This is a genomic window from Methanobacterium sp. (assembly GCA_016222945.1).
Lineage (GTDB): Archaea > Methanobacteriota > Methanobacteria > Methanobacteriales > Methanobacteriaceae > Methanobacterium_D.
On record JACRPY010000004.1, the window covers coordinates 165,276 to 181,508 of the forward strand.

Below are 16,233 nucleotides of genomic sequence, written 5' to 3' on the forward strand. Positions count from 1 at the left end.
TTGCATAGTATTAGCTTGGTTTTTGCATTTCTTCTTTAATAGCTTTTTCCAGCTCAACTTTTTCTGGAGCGCCTACAAATTTAACTACTCCATTTATAGCAACTGCTGGAACTGCCATTAAGCCATATTCTATTGCTTTTTCACGATCTTGCATTATATCGATTTTTTCAACTTCAATATCGTCTTGCATATCTTTTTTTACTGCATCAACAACTTCTATGGCCATAGGGCAGTATGGACATGAAGGAGATGTAAATACTTCAACTTTGACAGTCATTTTAATATCCTCCATCATAATTACTAATTTTAAATTTAGAATCACTTAATTTTAAACTGTTTAGATTAAATATTTGGATTTGTTATAATTTAAAGTTATTGTCACTCAATTTAATAGAGGGCATTTTTAAGTGTATCTTCTTGTATCAAGCTTCCGATTCCTTTTCCAATGGAATATCCGATTTTAGATGAAATTGTGTTTAAAAAGTCGTTAAACGATTGTGGTGGAGTCATGGTAATTACTTCATAAGATCCACTGATTCCGGCCATTTTTGCTGCCGTATCAAGTGCGTCGTCTTTACTTCCAGTTTCATCAATTAATTTAAGTTCTTTAGCCTGTGCACCTGTAAATACTTGTCCTTCGGCAATACTTTTTACATAATTTTTGTCTAATTTTCTGTTTTCAGCTACTATGGAAATGAAATTATCGTGCTCGTCATCAACCATCTTTTGAAGCATAGCTTTTTCTTCTGCAGTTAAATTACGGTAATCAGCACCCATATCTTTGTATTTACCGCCTTTAATGGCATATTTATCAATACCAAGCTTTTTATATAGATCGGAAAGGTTAGTTATATCTAATATTACTCCTATACTTCCAACCCATGAAGATCGACTGGCAACAATCTTGTCAGCGGCTGACGCTAGAAGATAGGCACCTGATGCACCAGTATCACTTATCCATGCTACGACTGGTTTGTCACATTTTTTGATAGCATTCATGATTTCTTCACTGGCAACTGGCGTTCCACCGGGGCTGTTAATATCAAGAACAATTGCACTTACACTACTGTCTGCGTCCGCTTGTTTAAGCTGTTCTTTTATGACTTCTGGATTTACAACATCTCCACCAAGTATGTTGCTTTGACCATAGGCAATTTCCCCATTAATAGGTATAACTGCTATTGTTCCTCCAAATGAAGATCCAAGTAGAGCTATTGCTCCTATTATAAGAACAACTAAAACTAAGAATCCGCTTATGCCGATTATTAATAATTTGATATTGTTATCCATAAACATCACATTGAATTTTTATACTATAGAATTTATATTATTACAATTAAATTTAATTATGCATTCTATTGCATATAAATTATTAAAGATTACATAAAATTAGAATTTATTTTTCAACTTAAATTTTATTATTTGGATTTATTTCTCTTTTAAAATTGATTTTCTGGTTCGAAGTTTTGTTATAATTAACTTATCAATTATTCTTCAATTATTAATTTCTTAATCAAATATATTTATTTTAATGATAAAAATCATTTTTTGTCTACAAATCGCATAATATTCAATTTCAAAAGTTTTTAAAACATTACAATGTATATCATTGGATTTTTGTGGATTTATTATCTCAGGGTAATATTTTCGATGTTATAGCTAATTTTTTAGTACGAACTCCTATTCATAATCAATGTATACACTTCATAAGATTTTAAGTTTGTTTAATCACCTTCATAACTTGATTAGATAGTAATTCTTTTCTAAAATTTGCTAATATCAGTGCAAACTTTATATACTAAAATGACTAGTAATTATAAAATAACCTATGGTCACTTAGTGACTGTAGGTTAGTGCTGGGTAAAATCTTTATCAGCAGGAATGGAAAAGAAAAATAGCAAATTTAGATGCTATTTTAACTTCTTTTCAAGGCTACAGCAAGTTTAAGGATAATATTAAATCAATCTAATCATATTGAGTCGTTTTTCCCTCCAAGAGAACATAAAACTGAAATGTATTCAGTTTACTCAGTAAATTTTGAAATATTTGTAAAAAGTCGCTTGTAGCTTTTTAAATTTCAAATATCAGTTTCATTATAAAATGAAAAAAATTTAAAGAGTTGAAGAAAATACTATCGAAATCTTCGATTTCGAAACACGAGAAACGAAGTTTTTCGTAAGCTACGTGTTTTCTGAACGCAAAAAATTAAAAAATTTTGAGGTTGAGAAAAATCTTCGATTTTTCGAACCACAATAATAAAAAATTTTGAGGTTGAAGGAAAAATTCCATTTTTCCTGAACCACATAAATAAAAAATTTATGAGGTGTAAAAGTTATGCCAACATATGAAGACAAAATAGACCTATATGGGGTTGACGGAAAGCTTTTAGAAGAAAATGTTCCTTTAGAAGCAGTAAGTCCAATGATAAACCCAACAATCGAAAAAATAGTGCATGAAGTAAAACGTTCAGTTGCTGTTAACCTATCAGGGATAGAAACTGCCCTGGAAAAAGCAGCTTACGGTGGAAAATCAAATTTTGTTCCTGGAAGAGAATTGAAAATACCAATCGTAGAGAATGTCGATGTAATATCTGAAAAAATTACAAAAATGATTCAGGTAGAAGAAGATGACGACTTCAATATAAAACTCATAAACGACGGTAATCAATTACTGGTTCAGATGCCATCTCAGAGAATGAATCTGGCTGCAGACTACACAGTTTCAACATTAGTTGCTGGTGGAGCCGTGGTTCAGGCAATCATAGACACATTTGATGTGGATAAATATGATGCATCTGCAGTTAAAACAGCAGTTTTAGGAAGATATCCTCAAACTGTAGATTTCACTGGTGCTAATGTTTCAGCATTGCTTGGACCTCCAGTAATGCTTGAAGGGCTCGGATATGGTCTTAGAAACATAATGGCTAATCACATTGTTGCAATCACCAAGAAAAACACTCTTAACGCAGTAGCTCTCTCATCAATTTTAGAACATACTTCTGCGTTCGAAACAGGTGATGCTTTAGGCGCTTTCGAAAGATTCCACCTTTTAGGAATGGCTTATCAGGGTTTAAATGCTAACAACCTTGTATTTGATCTTGTTAAAGAAAATGGAAAAGGTACTGTTGGAACAGTAGTTGCATCAGTAGTAGAAAGAGCTCTTGATGATGGTGTCATTAAGGTATCTAAAACCATGCCATCAGGATTCAAAGTATACGAACCTAATGATTGGGCTTTATGGAACGCTTACGCAGCTTCAGGTTTAATTGCAGCTGTAATAGTTAACATCGGTGCGGCAAGAGCTGCTCAGGGAGTTCCTTCCACACTATTATACTACAATGATATACTCGAATACGAAACCAGCCTTCCTGGTGTTGATTACGGACGTGTAGAAGGAACAGGTGTCGGAATGAGTTTCTTCTCTCACTCTATATATGGCGGAGGTAGCCCTGGTACTTTCCACGGAAACCACGTAGTAACCAGACATAGTAAAGGATTCGTTGTGCCTTGTGCAGCAGCTTCAATGTGTTTAGATGCAGGTACTCAAATGTTCTCAGTTGAATCTACATCTGGATTGATGGGTACAGTATATGGGGACATAGAATACTTCAAAGAACCAATTAAGCATGTTGCAGATGGAGCTAGAGAAGTAAAGGATAAATTATAAAAAAAATGATATTTGAGGCTGTAATATGGAAGAAATAAAGGCCGTTGATGTTAAAATATTTCCTTACAGACGTTTAAAACCCGAGACAACTGAGAAAATACTTAATGGTATCATGGAATATGATGGAATTTTGAGGGTTATAGTAAATGGAAATTCCATACCTAAAATTGTAGGATACGGCCCTGCAAAAGGAACTCAAGTCAATCATAAAGATAGAAAGGTTATTAAAGTAAAAAAAGATTCCGTGGAACTTCGTGTTTCTGTTGGTGAATTAATAATAACTGTAAACTATGAAAATCTTGAATTATTCCTTGAAAAATTGCAAAATCTGCTTGAAAATACTTTAAACTTTGAATACGAAGTTTCAACAGGTATTTTTACTAAAACAAATATTACTGTTTCAGATTACTTAAAATTAGGTTACGGATTTGAGAATAGTATTGATCCTCGCATTATAGGTATGGTGGATCCAAACTCAATGTCCAGAGATACTATAAAATTAATAGGTGATTAAGAATGGCTTATGAAGCTCAATACTCCCCTGGAGAAACAAAAATTGCTGAAAACCGTAGAAATCACATGGACCCTGATTATGAACTTAAGAAAATCAGGGAAATTGCTGATGAAGATATAGTTAAAATATTAGGTCACAGAAACCCTGGAGAAGGTTACAAAAGTGTTCATCCTCCTCTAGAAGAAATGGATTTTGAAGAAGATATGATGAAAGAGCTTGTAGAACCTATTCCTGGTGCAAGCAATGGTAACAGAACAAGATATGTTCAGTTTACAGATTCAATGTACAATGCACCTGCACAGCCATATGATAGGGCAAGAACTTACATGTGGAGATTTAGGGGTGTAGATACTGGAACATTATCTGGAAGACAAGTTGTAGAAATGAGAGAATCTGATTTAGAGAAAATTTCCAAAACATTAATTGAAACTGAGTTTTTTGACCCTGCAAAAACAGGTATAAGGGGTGCAACTGTCCACGGCCACTCATTAAGATTAGATGAGAATGGAATGATGTTTGATGCTCTTCAAAGATATGTTTACAATGAAGAAAATGGTGAGATTTCCTATGTAAAGGATCAGGTTGGAAGACATCTTGACGAACCTGTAAACGTTGGTGAAGCTTTAGATGAGGAATATCTAAAAGAAATAACCACAATCTACAGGAGTGACAACATCAGCATGCGTGAAGATAGAGAAGCAATTGAAGTAGTTGAAAAAATCCACGCTGCCAGAACAGATGGTGGATTTGGGTTAGAAGTTTTCAAAAATGATTTAAAGCGCAAATTGGGTGAATAAAATGGAAGACGAAAAGAAGTTGTTTTTAAAAGCTTTAAAAAGTAAATTTAATGGGAATCCAAACGAAACTAGCACAGAATATTACTGTTTTGGAGGTTGGGAACAATCTCCTCGTAAAAAAGAATTCAACGAATACTCTGAAAAGATCGTAGAAGAAAGAGGAGGACTTCCATTTTATAACCCTGATATTGGGGTACCACTAGGTCAGAGACAATTAATGTCCTACAAAGTTTCTGGAACAGATACATATGTTGAAGGAGATGACCTCCACTTCTGTAATAATAGTGCAATTCAACAGCTATCAGATGATATAAAAAGAACAATTATAGTGGGTATGGATACAGCACACGCTGTGCTCGAAAGACGTTTAGGTGTAGAAGTGACTCCTGAAACAATTAACGAGTACATGGAAACAATAAACCACGCACTCCCTGGAGGAGCAGTTGTTCAAGAACACATGGTAGAAGTTCACCCAGGTTTAGTAGGTGACTGTTACGCTAAAATATTCACCGGTGACGACACTCTGGCCGATGAATTAGATTCCAGATTCCTTATAGACATAAACAAGGAATTTCCTGAAGAACAAGCAGAAATGCTTAAAAAATATGTCGGTTCAAAAACCTACCAAATAAGCAGAGTACCAACAAGTGTTGTCAGAACATGTGATGGAGGTACAGTTTCAAGATGGTCTGCTATGCAGATAGGAATGAGTTTCATTTCAGCATACAAATTATGTGCGGGTGAAGCAGCAATATCTGAATTTGCATACGCTGCAAAACACGCAGATGTAATTGAAATGGGTAACTTCTTACCAGCAAGAAGGGCAAGAGGACCAAATGAACCTGGCGGAATTTCATTCGGAATTTTAGCAGATATGATCCAAACATCAAGAGTATCAGATGACCCTGCAGAAATAACTCTCGAAGTTATTGCAGCTGCAGCAGCAATCTACGACCAAATCTGGCTTGGTTCTTACATGTCTGGCGGAGTAGGGTTCACACAATATGCTACCGCAGCATACACTGATGACATACTCGATGATTTCGTATACTACGGAATGGAATACGTACAAGATAAATTCGGCATATGTGGTGCAAAAGCAGATGATTCTGTTGTTAAAGACATATCAACTGAAGTAACTCTCTATGCAATGGAACAATACGAGATTCCAACCCTCTTAGAAGATCATTTTGGTGGATCCCAAAGAGCAGCAGTAGCTGCAGCAGCAGCAGGATGTTCCACTGCATTTGCTACAGGAAACTCCAATGCTGGAATTAACGGATGGTACCTAAGTCAGATATTACACAAAGAAGTTCACAGCAGATTAGGATTCTACGGTTACGACTTACAAGACCAGTGTGGAGCTTCAAATTCACTTTCAATTAGAAGTGATGAAGGTTTAATACACGAATTAAGAGGTCCTAACTACCCTAATTATGCAATGAATGTAGGTCACCAGCCAGAATACGCGGGTATTGCTCAAGCACCACACGCTGCAAGAGGAGACGCTTTCTGTGTCAATCCTTTAATAAAAATAGCATTTGCTGATAAAAACCTTGCTTTCGACTTCGAAAAACCAAGGAAATCCATAGCAAAAGGTGCATTAAGAGAATTTATGCCTTGTGGAGAAAGGGATTTAATTAATCCTGCAGGCTAATAAAACAGAAATAGCTTAATGGTGGATTAATTCCATCATTCTTTTTTATTTTAAACATATACTGGCTTTGAATTTTTAATTTTAAATAATACAAATTTTTAACTGAAAATAAGCTTATTAAGTTTATATTTTTGATAGTATTAGTTAAAGAATTATAAATATGGTTCATGATCATATATTTCAATTGGTTAAAATTATAAAAATATATTATAACTATTGATAACAGAATAAAACAATACATTATTTACATGGTGAATGTATGTCAATCGTAGAACGCAGGGAAAGGGAAAAAAAGCAACGACAGCAGGATATTATCAATGCTGCTGAGAAATTATTCTTTTCTAAAGGCTTTGATAATGTTTCTATGAAAGATATAGCTAGTGAAGTTGAGCTTAGTAAGGCGACTTTATATTTATATTTCCAAAATAAAGAATCGTTGTTTTTTGCAATTGTACTTCGAGGTACTAGAATTTTGAATTCTATGGTTAAAGATGCTGTGGAAAATGAAATTAAGGGTATTGATAAAGTAGCTGCATTCAGGAATGCTTATAATGATTTTACCGAGCAATATCATGATTACATTCAAATTTACAATTACTTTCAGTCAGGAAGGTTTAATCTGACAGATAATTCTTTTAAAAAGAAGGGAAACAAAAGAACTAAATCAGATGTTTCGATGCCTTATGTAAGTGAATGTGCAATGGAGATACTCAAGCTGCGTAATGAGAGATTCTCAATTTTATGCGATTCTGTTCAAAAAGGGATTGATGACATGACAATTCGTGAGAATGTTAATCCTGTTGAAGTTGCAGTTTTATTATCAACTATATCAAAGAGTCTATCAAATATACCTCCAGATCGTGAAAGAATACTGCAAGATCATGGAATTAATCATGAAAAGTATTTCAATGATGTTGGTGATTTAATACAGCACATGATAATGAATAGAAATGATTGAGATTGGTTCTTATATTAAGTGACACTTAGATTTAAATTGAGTTCTAAATTATTCATTCTATTTTAGTAACTATGTTAATTCGAGATAGTTTCTTTTAAAATATTCATCGTATATTTTAGTTTTACTTATAATGATACGGACATGAGCTATAAATAGTAAGTTAGTGGCATAATGGAGATATATTTAAATTAAAGATGATTATAGGGGCTCTAAATTATAATTAATCCTTCTTTTTTAGAATATAAATAGTTATATTTATTTTTGAGGGGGATGTAATGGCAAGAAGATAAATTAATACTTGAAACATGTATTTTTGTTTTTAGTAATACTATATCAGTTCTTAGCCACTACAAACAACAGATTACCCTTCTCCTTATATAATATTTTCTATTTATATCGTATTATTATGTTAAGGGGCAATTTTTATAAATAAGTAATAAAGATCAATTAATATTCGAAGTAAAATTCAAATTAATTAATCAAAGATGTAATTTTAACTTCATTAGTTATATTTTGGAAAAAATATTAAACAATTAAGTTAGTATTTCAGCCAATTTTATAAAATGTGTTTAAAAAATAAATTTAAGGGGATATATTGAAAACAATTGTTAAATCACCAGGTTCTGCAACTGTTATAAATGCAATAGCTACTGGATGCGGGTCTGCATTTGGTATAAAACGTTATGTAACAGCAGAAGTTGAATTAAAAGCAGATAAAATAATTTGCAAATCTGATAAAAGTGTTGACACCAGTTTGATGGAATTATGTGTACAGATAGTTCTCCAGAATTTTGATATTGATACTGGTGTGAGGGTTAAAACATTTTCAGATCTTCCAGTTGCTTCTGGGCTTTCAAGTAGTAGTGCAACATCAAATGCAGTCACTCTGGCTACAGTGTTAGCTTTATTGAATGAATATGATTCTGATCAGGTTATAGATGACTTTGGAATACTAAATATGGCTATAGATGCTTCATTGGAAGCTGGTGTCACTATAACTGGTGCATTCGACGATGCCAGCGCTTCATTTTTTGGGGGATTAACTGTAACAGATAATGTGAATCGGAAAATTTTGAAAAAAGAGAGGATGGAAGAACAAAACATATTAATATATATGCCGGATAAAAAGTCACTAACTGCACAATCAGATATTGGGAAGATGAAACTTCTCTCACCTTATGTCAAACTGGCATTTGACCAGGCTTTGAAAGGTGATATTTATAAAGCTCTAACTTTAAATGGACTATTATATTGTGCAGCTCTTGAATTTAATCCTAATATTGCCATTGATGCATTAAATGCCGGTGCAATTGCTGCCGGATTATCAGGAACAGGACCATCATTTGTAGCCATAACAGATAATAACTCTTTAGAAGATGTTTTAGATGTATGGGGTCAATATGAAGGTGAAGTAATCCATACTGATGTTGATAATGAAGGCACAAATGAAATTACAAGTTAATATGTCTCACTTTTTTATGATTATGTGAAGGTGACAATGTGGATAAGGCTGAAGCTTTAAGAATTCTTCAAGGTTCTAGAGATAAAATAGACGAAATTGATGAAGAAATCATACATCTCATACAAAAAAGAACATCTCTTGCAGGTGATATTGTAAATGCAAAAATAGTTCTTGGTATGGAGATGGAAGATAAAAAAAGAGAAGATTATATTCAAGATAGAACAAAAAAAGTAGCAGAGCAGAAAAATATAGATGAAAAATGTCTTAAAAAAATTATGAAGTTACTAATGGATTTAAGCAAAAAAGAACAAGAAGAGATACTTAGGAGGGAAAATAATGGGTAACATAAGAACATCATTTGTAAAAAGAATTGCAAGAGAATTAATAGAAACATACGAGGGTAAATTCACAACAGATTTTGATGAAAACAAAAAATTAGTGGAAGAATATTCCACAGTGAGTACAAAACACCTCAGAAACAAAATTGCAGGATATGTAACAAGGTTAGTAAGACAACAATCCCGAGTGCAATGATTTAGGTAGGTTGTGACATTTAATGGGAATTATAGTGGCCAAATTCGGAGGAACCTCAGTTGGAAATGGGGAAAGAATAAGAAAAGCAGCCCAATCAGTTGTAAATGAATATATGAAGGGCAAGAAGGTAGTTGTAGTAGTATCCGCAATAAATAAGACTACGGATGAGTTTTCAGATGTTGTAGAAACAGCTACAGGAAATGCAATAACGGATAAACAACTTGCGGAAGTCCTTTCAATGGGTGAAATGACTAGTGTCCGAATATTTTCATCAACAATAGAATCACTGGGTGTTAAATCCGAATATTTAGATCCATATAAGGATAATTGGCCTATAATTACTGATAATAAATTTTTAAGCGCAAAGGTTGACATTAAAACAACAGCAGAAAAATTAAACCAAATTAAAAAGATGGTAGATGAAGGGATAATTCCAGTGATCTGCGGCTTCCTTGGAAAAGACGAATCAGGACATATAACAACTCTTGGTCGTGGTGGAAGTGACATAACTGCATTCCTTTTAGGGCACTGCCTCAACGCTGAAGAAGTCATTATAGTAACAGATGTTGGGGGAGTAATGTCTACAGATCCCAATAAACTTCAAACTGCCCGAAAACTTGATAAAATCTCTGTTGAAGAAATGAGAGACCTTGCAACCCATGGAGCGCAGGTTTTACACCCGTATGCTTTAAAATATAAAGATCCTAAAATAGATGCTAAAATAATAGGCTATGACCATGGGGACCTATCAGCCCCAGGAACAGAGATTATGGGGCCGTCTAGTAATGAAGAATTGCTTAAAAGCGCCACATTAAACAGCGATCCTATTTCTGTAATAGCCGTGGTTGGAGAGGAAATATTAACTAAAACTGGAATTTTAGCGAAAATCACAGATACTCTTGCAGAACATAAAATAAACATATATGGAATATCTACAGGCCAAAATTCCATCACAGTGTTTGTAAATAAGGCCGAATCAGAGCATGGTCATGAAGTTCTTCATGATGTGGTTGTAGAAACTGATGAATTAAGCTCTCTTTCCCTTGGACGAGAAATAGCAATGATAACTGTTGCAAGTCAAGATTTCATAGACACTCCAGGGGTTATTACTGAAATTACTGAACCTTTACAAAAAAATGATATAAATATTGTTGAAATTTCTTCAAGTCAAACTTCTGTCGTCATATTCGTTGATTGGAATGACGGTAGGAAGGCTTATGAACTGGTAAAAGGTGTCTTAAAATGAAATTTGAAGGTACAACCGTAGCTATGGTAACGCCATACACAAAAGATGATGAAATAGATGAGATAGGAATCCGTGAAAATATAAACTATTTAATAGAAAAAGGAGTTAGTGGGATATTAGCAGCCGGAACAACAGGAGAATCAGCTACAATAACTCATGACGAGCACCGCAAGCTAATCGATATTTTAATCGATGAAGTTGATGGTAGAGTAACAACCATCGCCGGTGCAGGTAGCAACTCATCTAAAGAAGCTCTTGGACTTGTAAAACATGCTGAAGATACTGGAGCTGATGCAGCATTAGTTATAACTCCTTATTATAATAAACCACAGCCACATGGGCTTTATGAGCACTATAAAATGCTTACAGAATCTTCGGATATCCCTATTGTTGTATATAATGTTCCTTCAAGGACAGGTACTGATATAGATGTTGAAACAATTGGAAAAGTTGCACAACTTGATAATATCGTGGCTATAAAAGAAGCCAGCCCTGAACTAGATAAAGTTTCTCAAACAATCAAAAAAATTGAAGAAATAGGAAAAACAGGTGAATTTGTAGTTCTTTCTGGAAATGACGATCTTACACTCCCTATGGTGGTAATGGGGGCAAAAGGAGTTATAAGCGTTGTTGCAAACGTTGATCCGGCACGTATGAGTCAACTGGTTAATTATGCTTTAGAAGGGGACTTTAAAACAGCATCTAAAATACATTATGAAATTTATGACCTTATGAAAGTGCTATTTATTGAAACAAACCCTGTCCCTGCAAAGACAGCAATGAATATGATGGGAAGGCCAGCAGGTCATGTTAGAATGCCTCTTGCACCATTAAAAGAGGAAAATAAGGCTAAATTAAAGGAAGTTCTTGAAAAACTTGATTTAGTCTAATTAATGATTAATTCAATCTAAAAGCTTAAATTAATATATTTAATATTTTTCTATATTTTTTAGGTGAGTTAATAAAAATCGTAGCCAACAAAAACTAAGTTTTTGAGGCATCAAAATCAAAATTTTGAGAGATTTTTATACATGTGAAAATTTTTCAATTTTCACGGCCACAAAACAAAAGGTATTCAAAATCTCTGATTTTGAGGCCTCGGAAACAAAGTTTCCGAAGGTTTTGTGAGCACCAAAAATAAAAAATTTTGGAGATTGAAGGAAAACGGAGTTTTCCTGAACCCAAAATAGAAAATTTTGAGGTAGATAAAATGATTGGAGTGGCTGTAACAGGCGCAAGTGGAAGAATGGGTTCTAAAATAATTAAAACCATACTAAAACAGGATGATATGAAAGTTGTAGCAGCAATAGAAGCACCAAATACTCCTTTAGAAGGAAAGGATATAGGTGAGGTAATAGGTGTTGGAACAATTAATGTTCCAGTTAATGGTGCACAAAAACTTGCTGAGGTTTTAAAGGAAAACAAGCCAGATGTGCTTGTAGATTTTACAATAGCAAATGCAGCAGTCAATACAATCAAAACATCTGCCCAATGTGGAGTTAATGTGGTTGTAGGTACTACAGGGCTTTCTGACAGCCAATTGGATGAAATAAAAAAATCCATCGAAGAAAACCAGATACGGGCAGTTATAGCTCCAAACATGGCTGTAGGAGTAAATGTCTTCTTTAAAGTCATAAAAGACCTTGCAAAAATTCTTAATGATTATGATATTGAAATAATCGAAGCACATCACAAACACAAGGCTGATGCACCATCAGGAACAGCAGTTAGGGCATATGAAATAATAGCAGACGAACTCGGAAGGAACAAAGAAGAATCTTGTGTCTATGGAAGACAAGGTATAGTTGGTGCTCGAACAGCTGAAGAAATAGGAGTACATGCAGTTCGTGGCGGAGATATTGTTGGAGACCACACCGTACTCTTTGCAGGTGATGGTGAACGTATAGAGCTAGTTCACAGAGCTCACAGCAGACAAGCTTTCGTAAGTGGAGTAATTAAAGCATTAAGATTTGTTGTAGGAGCACCTGAAGGTAAAATAAGCGATATGGGAGATGTTCTTGGTATAAAATAGTCTGATAATTAATAGAATAACTTATAATTTTAATTATTATGTCATTATCTATTTTTATATAATTTGGGTGTGTGGACATGCTTTTTGGAAAAAAAGAATCAATTACTGAGTTTGTTCCAACATTTCTAAAGGAAGATCGTTCTGCTTTAAGAAAGATACATGAAATTATAAGCCGTGCTCAAAACCACATTTACATTATATATCCATGGATTACGCTTGGAGAAGAATTTATTATACCTTTTGAAAATGCATTATCTCATAATGATGATTTAGAAGTTTATTTAATCACTAAATTAGAAAAAGAAGATGTTTTCAGAAGATTACATCAATTGGATGATGTGGAAAGATGGAAAAGCATTTTTGAAGATAATATATCTATAAAATTCAATAACAACATCCATGCAAAGATGATAATTGTAGATGATAAAGAAATGATTGTAGGATCATCAAATCTTACAGGAAGTGGACTGGGATCATCAAGGGATTATGAAGGAAGGCCTCAAATTGAAGCCAACATATATACAAATGATAAAAATGCACTAAAAGAGGGTATAGGTTTCTTTGTAAGATTATGGAGCCATAATACTTCAAAAGAATATTTAGATGATGAATATGTGTTATCCTGTAAATCATACCATTTATCAGGAATATTTCAAAAACGTAAAAAGGAATTTAACAATATAATAAAAAAAGAGCAGGTTCTTGTTTTAGATAATGGAACAGTTAAATTCAAGGGGATATTAGCTTATAAGAACGATAATAAAGCATATATTTTAGGAAAAACGCGTAAAGATATAGCTGTTAAATATATTGGAAATGATGAAATCTTAAATTCATCTAAAATAGGGGAAGAAGTGGAAGTTTCAGGTAAACTCGGTAAAATAGAAGGATTTAAAGAGTTTACATTAAGAGGATTTTCAACAATAAAAAGGGATTACTCTATAAACCACTTAAAAAGTGGATTAAGTCAAATTAGACTGAAAGGAGAAATTGTAAACATAGAAAATACCATAGAACTGGAAACTAAATTTGGTAAGAACTATTTAACCTTGGTTAAAATTAAAGATGGTACGGGTCATGTTATTTTAGAATTATGGGGCAATATAATTCCTATTGAAAGAATTAAAGAGGGAATCCATTTGGAACTGACAAATGCTTATACTAAACTTTATGAGGGCGAATTAAGGTTAGGACTTCAAAAACATGATGGAAAAATTCAATTATTAGATTAATCAAATTAAAAGAATAGACTTAAATATTTCAATCCCAATCAATGATTATAGGTGATTAAATGGTAAACGTAGGTATTCTCGGAGCAACAGGAATGGTTGGGCAGAGATTCATCGAACTATTGGCAGATCATCCAAAGTTTGAAATCACTGCACTCACAGCATCTGCAAGATCAGCAGGAAAAAGATATGAAGACGCTGCAATATGGTATCTTGATAGCAGCGTACCAGAAAGTGTAAAGGATATAACTGTAGTAGATACAGACCCAAAGGAAGCTAAAGATGTTGATATTGTGTTTTCTGCACTTCCAGCAGACACTGCAGCTATTGTTGAGCCAAAATTTGCTAAATCATGTGTTGTAGCTTCAAATGCAAGCGCGATGAGAATGGAACCAGATGTACCTCTCGTAATTCCTGAAGTTAACCCTGAACATTTAGACATTATAGAAACTCAACAAAAAAACAGAGGATGGGATGGATTCATAGTAACAAATCCAAATTGTTCAACAATAGCCCTAACAATTACCCTAAAACCTCTTTATGACCAATTTAACATAAAAAGAGTTTATGTTTCCACAATGCAGGCTGTATCTGGTGCAGGATACAATGGTGTTCCTTCAATGGCTATAGTAGATAATCTGGTGCCCTTTATTGGAGGCGAGGAAGATAAAATGGAAACTGAAACTCTCCATTTATTAGGGGATTTCGACGGTGAAACAGTAACTCCTGCAACATTTGGAGTAAGCGCCTCATGCCATCGTGTAGCTGTTGTTGATGGACATACAGAAGCAGTCTTCATAGAATTTGAAGATAATTTGGAAGTTGAGGACATGAAAAACTCATTTAATGAATTCAAAGGACTTCCACAGAAACTAGATCTATATTCTGCTCCAAAAAACCCCATAGTAATAAGGGAAGAGGAAAACAGACCTCAGCCACGAATGGATAGAAATACTGATAATGGAATGGCGGTTACTGTTGGAAGGATACGAAAAGATGTTGCATTTGAAAATAGTATGAGATATGTCCTTGTTGGCCATAATACTATACGTGGTGCTGCAGGAGCATCTATATTAAATGCAGAATTGATATCTGAGATAATGTAAACTCAGTTTCCCTTCTTATTTTTTTTGAATTTTATCATTTACTAATTTTTAAATAAAAGAAAGCTAAAAAATATTCATAATAAAGTTGTATATTTGATTTTTGGGATGAACATAATGTTAGACACGTTGATCAACACAATAATTTACATTGATGTTTCAATTTTTTATTTAATAAATATAGGCATGCAAAACTATATTTTTGATTATACAATGCCCATAATTACAAATGCAGGTCTTCCAGGATTTTGGATAGTAATATGTATATGTATTTATATATTTGGAGGGGAAAAAGGGAAAAATACAGCAGTATTATGTATAATTGCCCTTTTAATTGGATATTTTTTAACTGAGTTTTTAAAATATATTGTGGTACGGCCCAGACCATACAACGTGCTTGAAAGTGTGCATCTTTTAACTACTATGGATGGTTATTCCTGGCCATCAGGACACACGATTGCAGCATTTACAGGAGCTACGTTAATTGGTAGAGAGTATGGAACATTATGCTTGATATTATTAATATTATTAGCATCTATCGTGGGTTTTTCAAGAATTTATATAGGGGTCCATTATCCATTGGATGTAGTTTCAGGAGCACTGATAGGTGTATTACTGGCTTTACTGGTTTTAAGGTTTGAAAACAGTATCATTTCGAATTTTAATGCTTTAAAACAACGTATAATGGCAAAAAATTAATTTTTATATATTTAAAATGATATTTTTAATTTTATTAATTAAAACTTATAAAAGGTTATTATAAACGCGTATAAATCCAAAATACTATTTATTAACCTGATTTTAAGCATGCTATATTCTTACATAATCGTCTGCTTATTGTAGTCATCTTTGAAAATAGAAAACCTTATTAACTTCATTTAGATGTATATATTAAGTGGCAAGGGGTATTTTCTGCTGTAATTATACCGCCTACAGTCTTATAATTTACTCCTTGCCCAAATTTAAATTTATAATTCAAAAGATAAATGGAATTTAAAGATAGGCCATTGAATCCAGCAATAAATCATTAAACTT

16 protein-coding genes are annotated in these 16,233 nt (G+C 33.5%); 14 read left to right on the top strand and 2 right to left on the bottom strand.

Features of this window, described 5'->3' with window-relative positions; translation table 11 throughout:
* Positions 1–10: 10 nt before the first annotated feature.
* Positions 11–277, bottom strand: coding sequence for an MJ0307 family thioredoxin (locus HZC47_06770; protein MBI5680574.1), 267 nt, complete (start codon positions 275–277; stop codon positions 11–13).
* A gap of 110 nt (positions 278–387) precedes the next feature.
* The gene (gene sppA, locus HZC47_06775) at positions 388–1,290 is read right to left on the bottom strand and encodes a signal peptide peptidase SppA (protein MBI5680575.1); all 903 of its coding nucleotides are present in this window, start codon (positions 1,288–1,290) and stop codon (positions 388–390) included.
* Between the two features lie 1,044 nt (positions 1,291–2,334).
* Between sppA and mcrB the strand changes: the two genes are divergently transcribed.
* The 14 genes from mcrB to HZC47_06845 all read left to right on the top strand — a co-directional run bounded on the left by mcrB (position 2,335) and on the right by HZC47_06845 (position 15,897).
* Positions 2,335–3,666 (top strand): coenzyme-B sulfoethylthiotransferase subunit beta, encoded by a 1,332-nt coding sequence (gene mcrB, locus HZC47_06780; protein MBI5680576.1) that lies wholly within the window; start codon positions 2,335–2,337, stop codon positions 3,664–3,666.
* A 25-nt stretch (positions 3,667–3,691) separates the two neighbouring features.
* Positions 3,692–4,180 carry a methyl-coenzyme M reductase operon protein D gene (gene mcrD, locus HZC47_06785; GenBank protein ID MBI5680577.1) on the top strand — a complete coding sequence of 163 codons (489 nt, stop codon included), beginning with the start codon at positions 3,692–3,694 and terminating at the stop codon, positions 4,178–4,180.
* 2 nt (positions 4,181–4,182) lie between these two features.
* On the top strand, positions 4,183–4,977 hold the full coding sequence (gene mcrG / locus HZC47_06790) for a coenzyme-B sulfoethylthiotransferase subunit gamma (GenBank protein ID MBI5680578.1): 795 nt from the start codon (positions 4,183–4,185) through the stop codon (positions 4,975–4,977).
* A gap of 1 nt (position 4,978) precedes the next feature.
* Positions 4,979–6,634 carry a coenzyme-B sulfoethylthiotransferase subunit alpha gene (gene mcrA / locus HZC47_06795; protein ID MBI5680579.1) on the top strand — a complete coding sequence of 552 codons (1,656 nt, stop codon included), beginning with the start codon at positions 4,979–4,981 and terminating at the stop codon, positions 6,632–6,634.
* Between the two features lie 259 nt (positions 6,635–6,893).
* Positions 6,894–7,592: a TetR/AcrR family transcriptional regulator gene (locus tag HZC47_06800; GenBank protein MBI5680580.1), complete on the top strand. Its 699-nt coding sequence runs from the start codon at positions 6,894–6,896 to the stop codon at positions 7,590–7,592.
* A gap of 595 nt (positions 7,593–8,187) precedes the next feature.
* Positions 8,188–9,054, top strand: a complete 867-nt coding sequence (locus tag HZC47_06805; GenBank protein MBI5680581.1) for a shikimate kinase — start codon at positions 8,188–8,190, stop codon at positions 9,052–9,054.
* Between the two features lie 38 nt (positions 9,055–9,092).
* On the top strand, positions 9,093–9,398 hold the full coding sequence (locus HZC47_06810) for a chorismate mutase (GenBank protein ID MBI5680582.1): 306 nt from the start codon (positions 9,093–9,095) through the stop codon (positions 9,396–9,398).
* Positions 9,391–9,588, top strand: coding sequence for a 30S ribosomal protein S17e (locus tag HZC47_06815; protein ID MBI5680583.1), 198 nt, complete (start codon positions 9,391–9,393; stop codon positions 9,586–9,588). Before HZC47_06810 ends, HZC47_06815 begins: the two co-directional genes overlap by 8 nt.
* Before the next feature lie 22 nt (positions 9,589–9,610).
* Positions 9,611–10,834 carry an aspartate kinase gene (locus HZC47_06820; GenBank protein MBI5680584.1) on the top strand — a complete coding sequence of 408 codons (1,224 nt, stop codon included), beginning with the start codon at positions 9,611–9,613 and terminating at the stop codon, positions 10,832–10,834.
* Positions 10,831–11,724 carry a 4-hydroxy-tetrahydrodipicolinate synthase gene (locus HZC47_06825; protein MBI5680585.1) on the top strand — a complete coding sequence of 298 codons (894 nt, stop codon included), beginning with the start codon at positions 10,831–10,833 and terminating at the stop codon, positions 11,722–11,724. The genes HZC47_06820 and HZC47_06825 overlap by 4 nt, the downstream gene beginning before the upstream one ends.
* A 320-nt stretch (positions 11,725–12,044) precedes the next feature.
* The gene (gene dapB, locus HZC47_06830) at positions 12,045–12,866 is read left to right on the top strand and encodes a 4-hydroxy-tetrahydrodipicolinate reductase (GenBank protein MBI5680586.1); all 822 of its coding nucleotides are present in this window, start codon (positions 12,045–12,047) and stop codon (positions 12,864–12,866) included.
* A gap of 77 nt (positions 12,867–12,943) precedes the next feature.
* Positions 12,944–14,098 carry a hypothetical protein gene (locus tag HZC47_06835; GenBank protein MBI5680587.1) on the top strand — a complete coding sequence of 385 codons (1,155 nt, stop codon included), beginning with the start codon at positions 12,944–12,946 and terminating at the stop codon, positions 14,096–14,098.
* Between the two features lie 59 nt (positions 14,099–14,157).
* Entirely contained in the window at positions 14,158–15,201 is a 1,044-nt protein-coding gene (asd, locus tag HZC47_06840) for an aspartate-semialdehyde dehydrogenase (protein MBI5680588.1), read from the top strand.
* A 114-nt stretch (positions 15,202–15,315) separates the two neighbouring features.
* Positions 15,316–15,897: a phosphatase PAP2 family protein gene (locus HZC47_06845; GenBank protein ID MBI5680589.1), complete on the top strand. Its 582-nt coding sequence runs from the start codon at positions 15,316–15,318 to the stop codon at positions 15,895–15,897.
* Positions 15,898–16,233 lie beyond the last annotated feature (336 nt).

Excerpts from the sequence above, each read along its gene's own strand:
- HZC47_06820 (MBI5680584.1), top strand. The coding sequence starts at position 9,611 with ATGGGAATTATAGTGGCCAAATTCGGAGGAACCTCAGTTGGAAATGGG.
- HZC47_06835 (MBI5680587.1), top strand. The coding sequence starts at position 12,944 with ATGCTTTTTGGAAAAAAAGAATCAATTACTGAGTTTGTTCCAACATTT.
- sppA (MBI5680575.1), bottom strand. The coding sequence starts at position 1,290 with ATGGATAACAATATCAAATTATTAATAATCGGCATAAGCGGATTCTTA.
- mcrG (MBI5680578.1), top strand. The coding sequence starts at position 4,183 with ATGGCTTATGAAGCTCAATACTCCCCTGGAGAAACAAAAATTGCTGAA.
- mcrA (MBI5680579.1), top strand. The coding sequence starts at position 4,979 with ATGGAAGACGAAAAGAAGTTGTTTTTAAAAGCTTTAAAAAGTAAATTT.
- HZC47_06770 (MBI5680574.1), bottom strand. The coding sequence starts at position 277 with ATGACTGTCAAAGTTGAAGTATTTACATCTCCTTCATGTCCATACTGC.
- mcrB (MBI5680576.1), top strand. The coding sequence starts at position 2,335 with ATGCCAACATATGAAGACAAAATAGACCTATATGGGGTTGACGGAAAG.
- HZC47_06800 (MBI5680580.1), top strand. The coding sequence starts at position 6,894 with ATGTCAATCGTAGAACGCAGGGAAAGGGAAAAAAAGCAACGACAGCAG.
- mcrD (MBI5680577.1), top strand. The coding sequence starts at position 3,692 with ATGGAAGAAATAAAGGCCGTTGATGTTAAAATATTTCCTTACAGACGT.
- HZC47_06825 (MBI5680585.1), top strand. The coding sequence starts at position 10,831 with ATGAAATTTGAAGGTACAACCGTAGCTATGGTAACGCCATACACAAAA.
- HZC47_06845 (MBI5680589.1), top strand. The coding sequence starts at position 15,316 with ATGTTAGACACGTTGATCAACACAATAATTTACATTGATGTTTCAATT.
- asd (MBI5680588.1), top strand. The coding sequence starts at position 14,158 with ATGGTAAACGTAGGTATTCTCGGAGCAACAGGAATGGTTGGGCAGAGA.
- HZC47_06815 (MBI5680583.1), top strand. The coding sequence starts at position 9,391 with ATGGGTAACATAAGAACATCATTTGTAAAAAGAATTGCAAGAGAATTA.
- dapB (MBI5680586.1), top strand. The coding sequence starts at position 12,045 with ATGATTGGAGTGGCTGTAACAGGCGCAAGTGGAAGAATGGGTTCTAAA.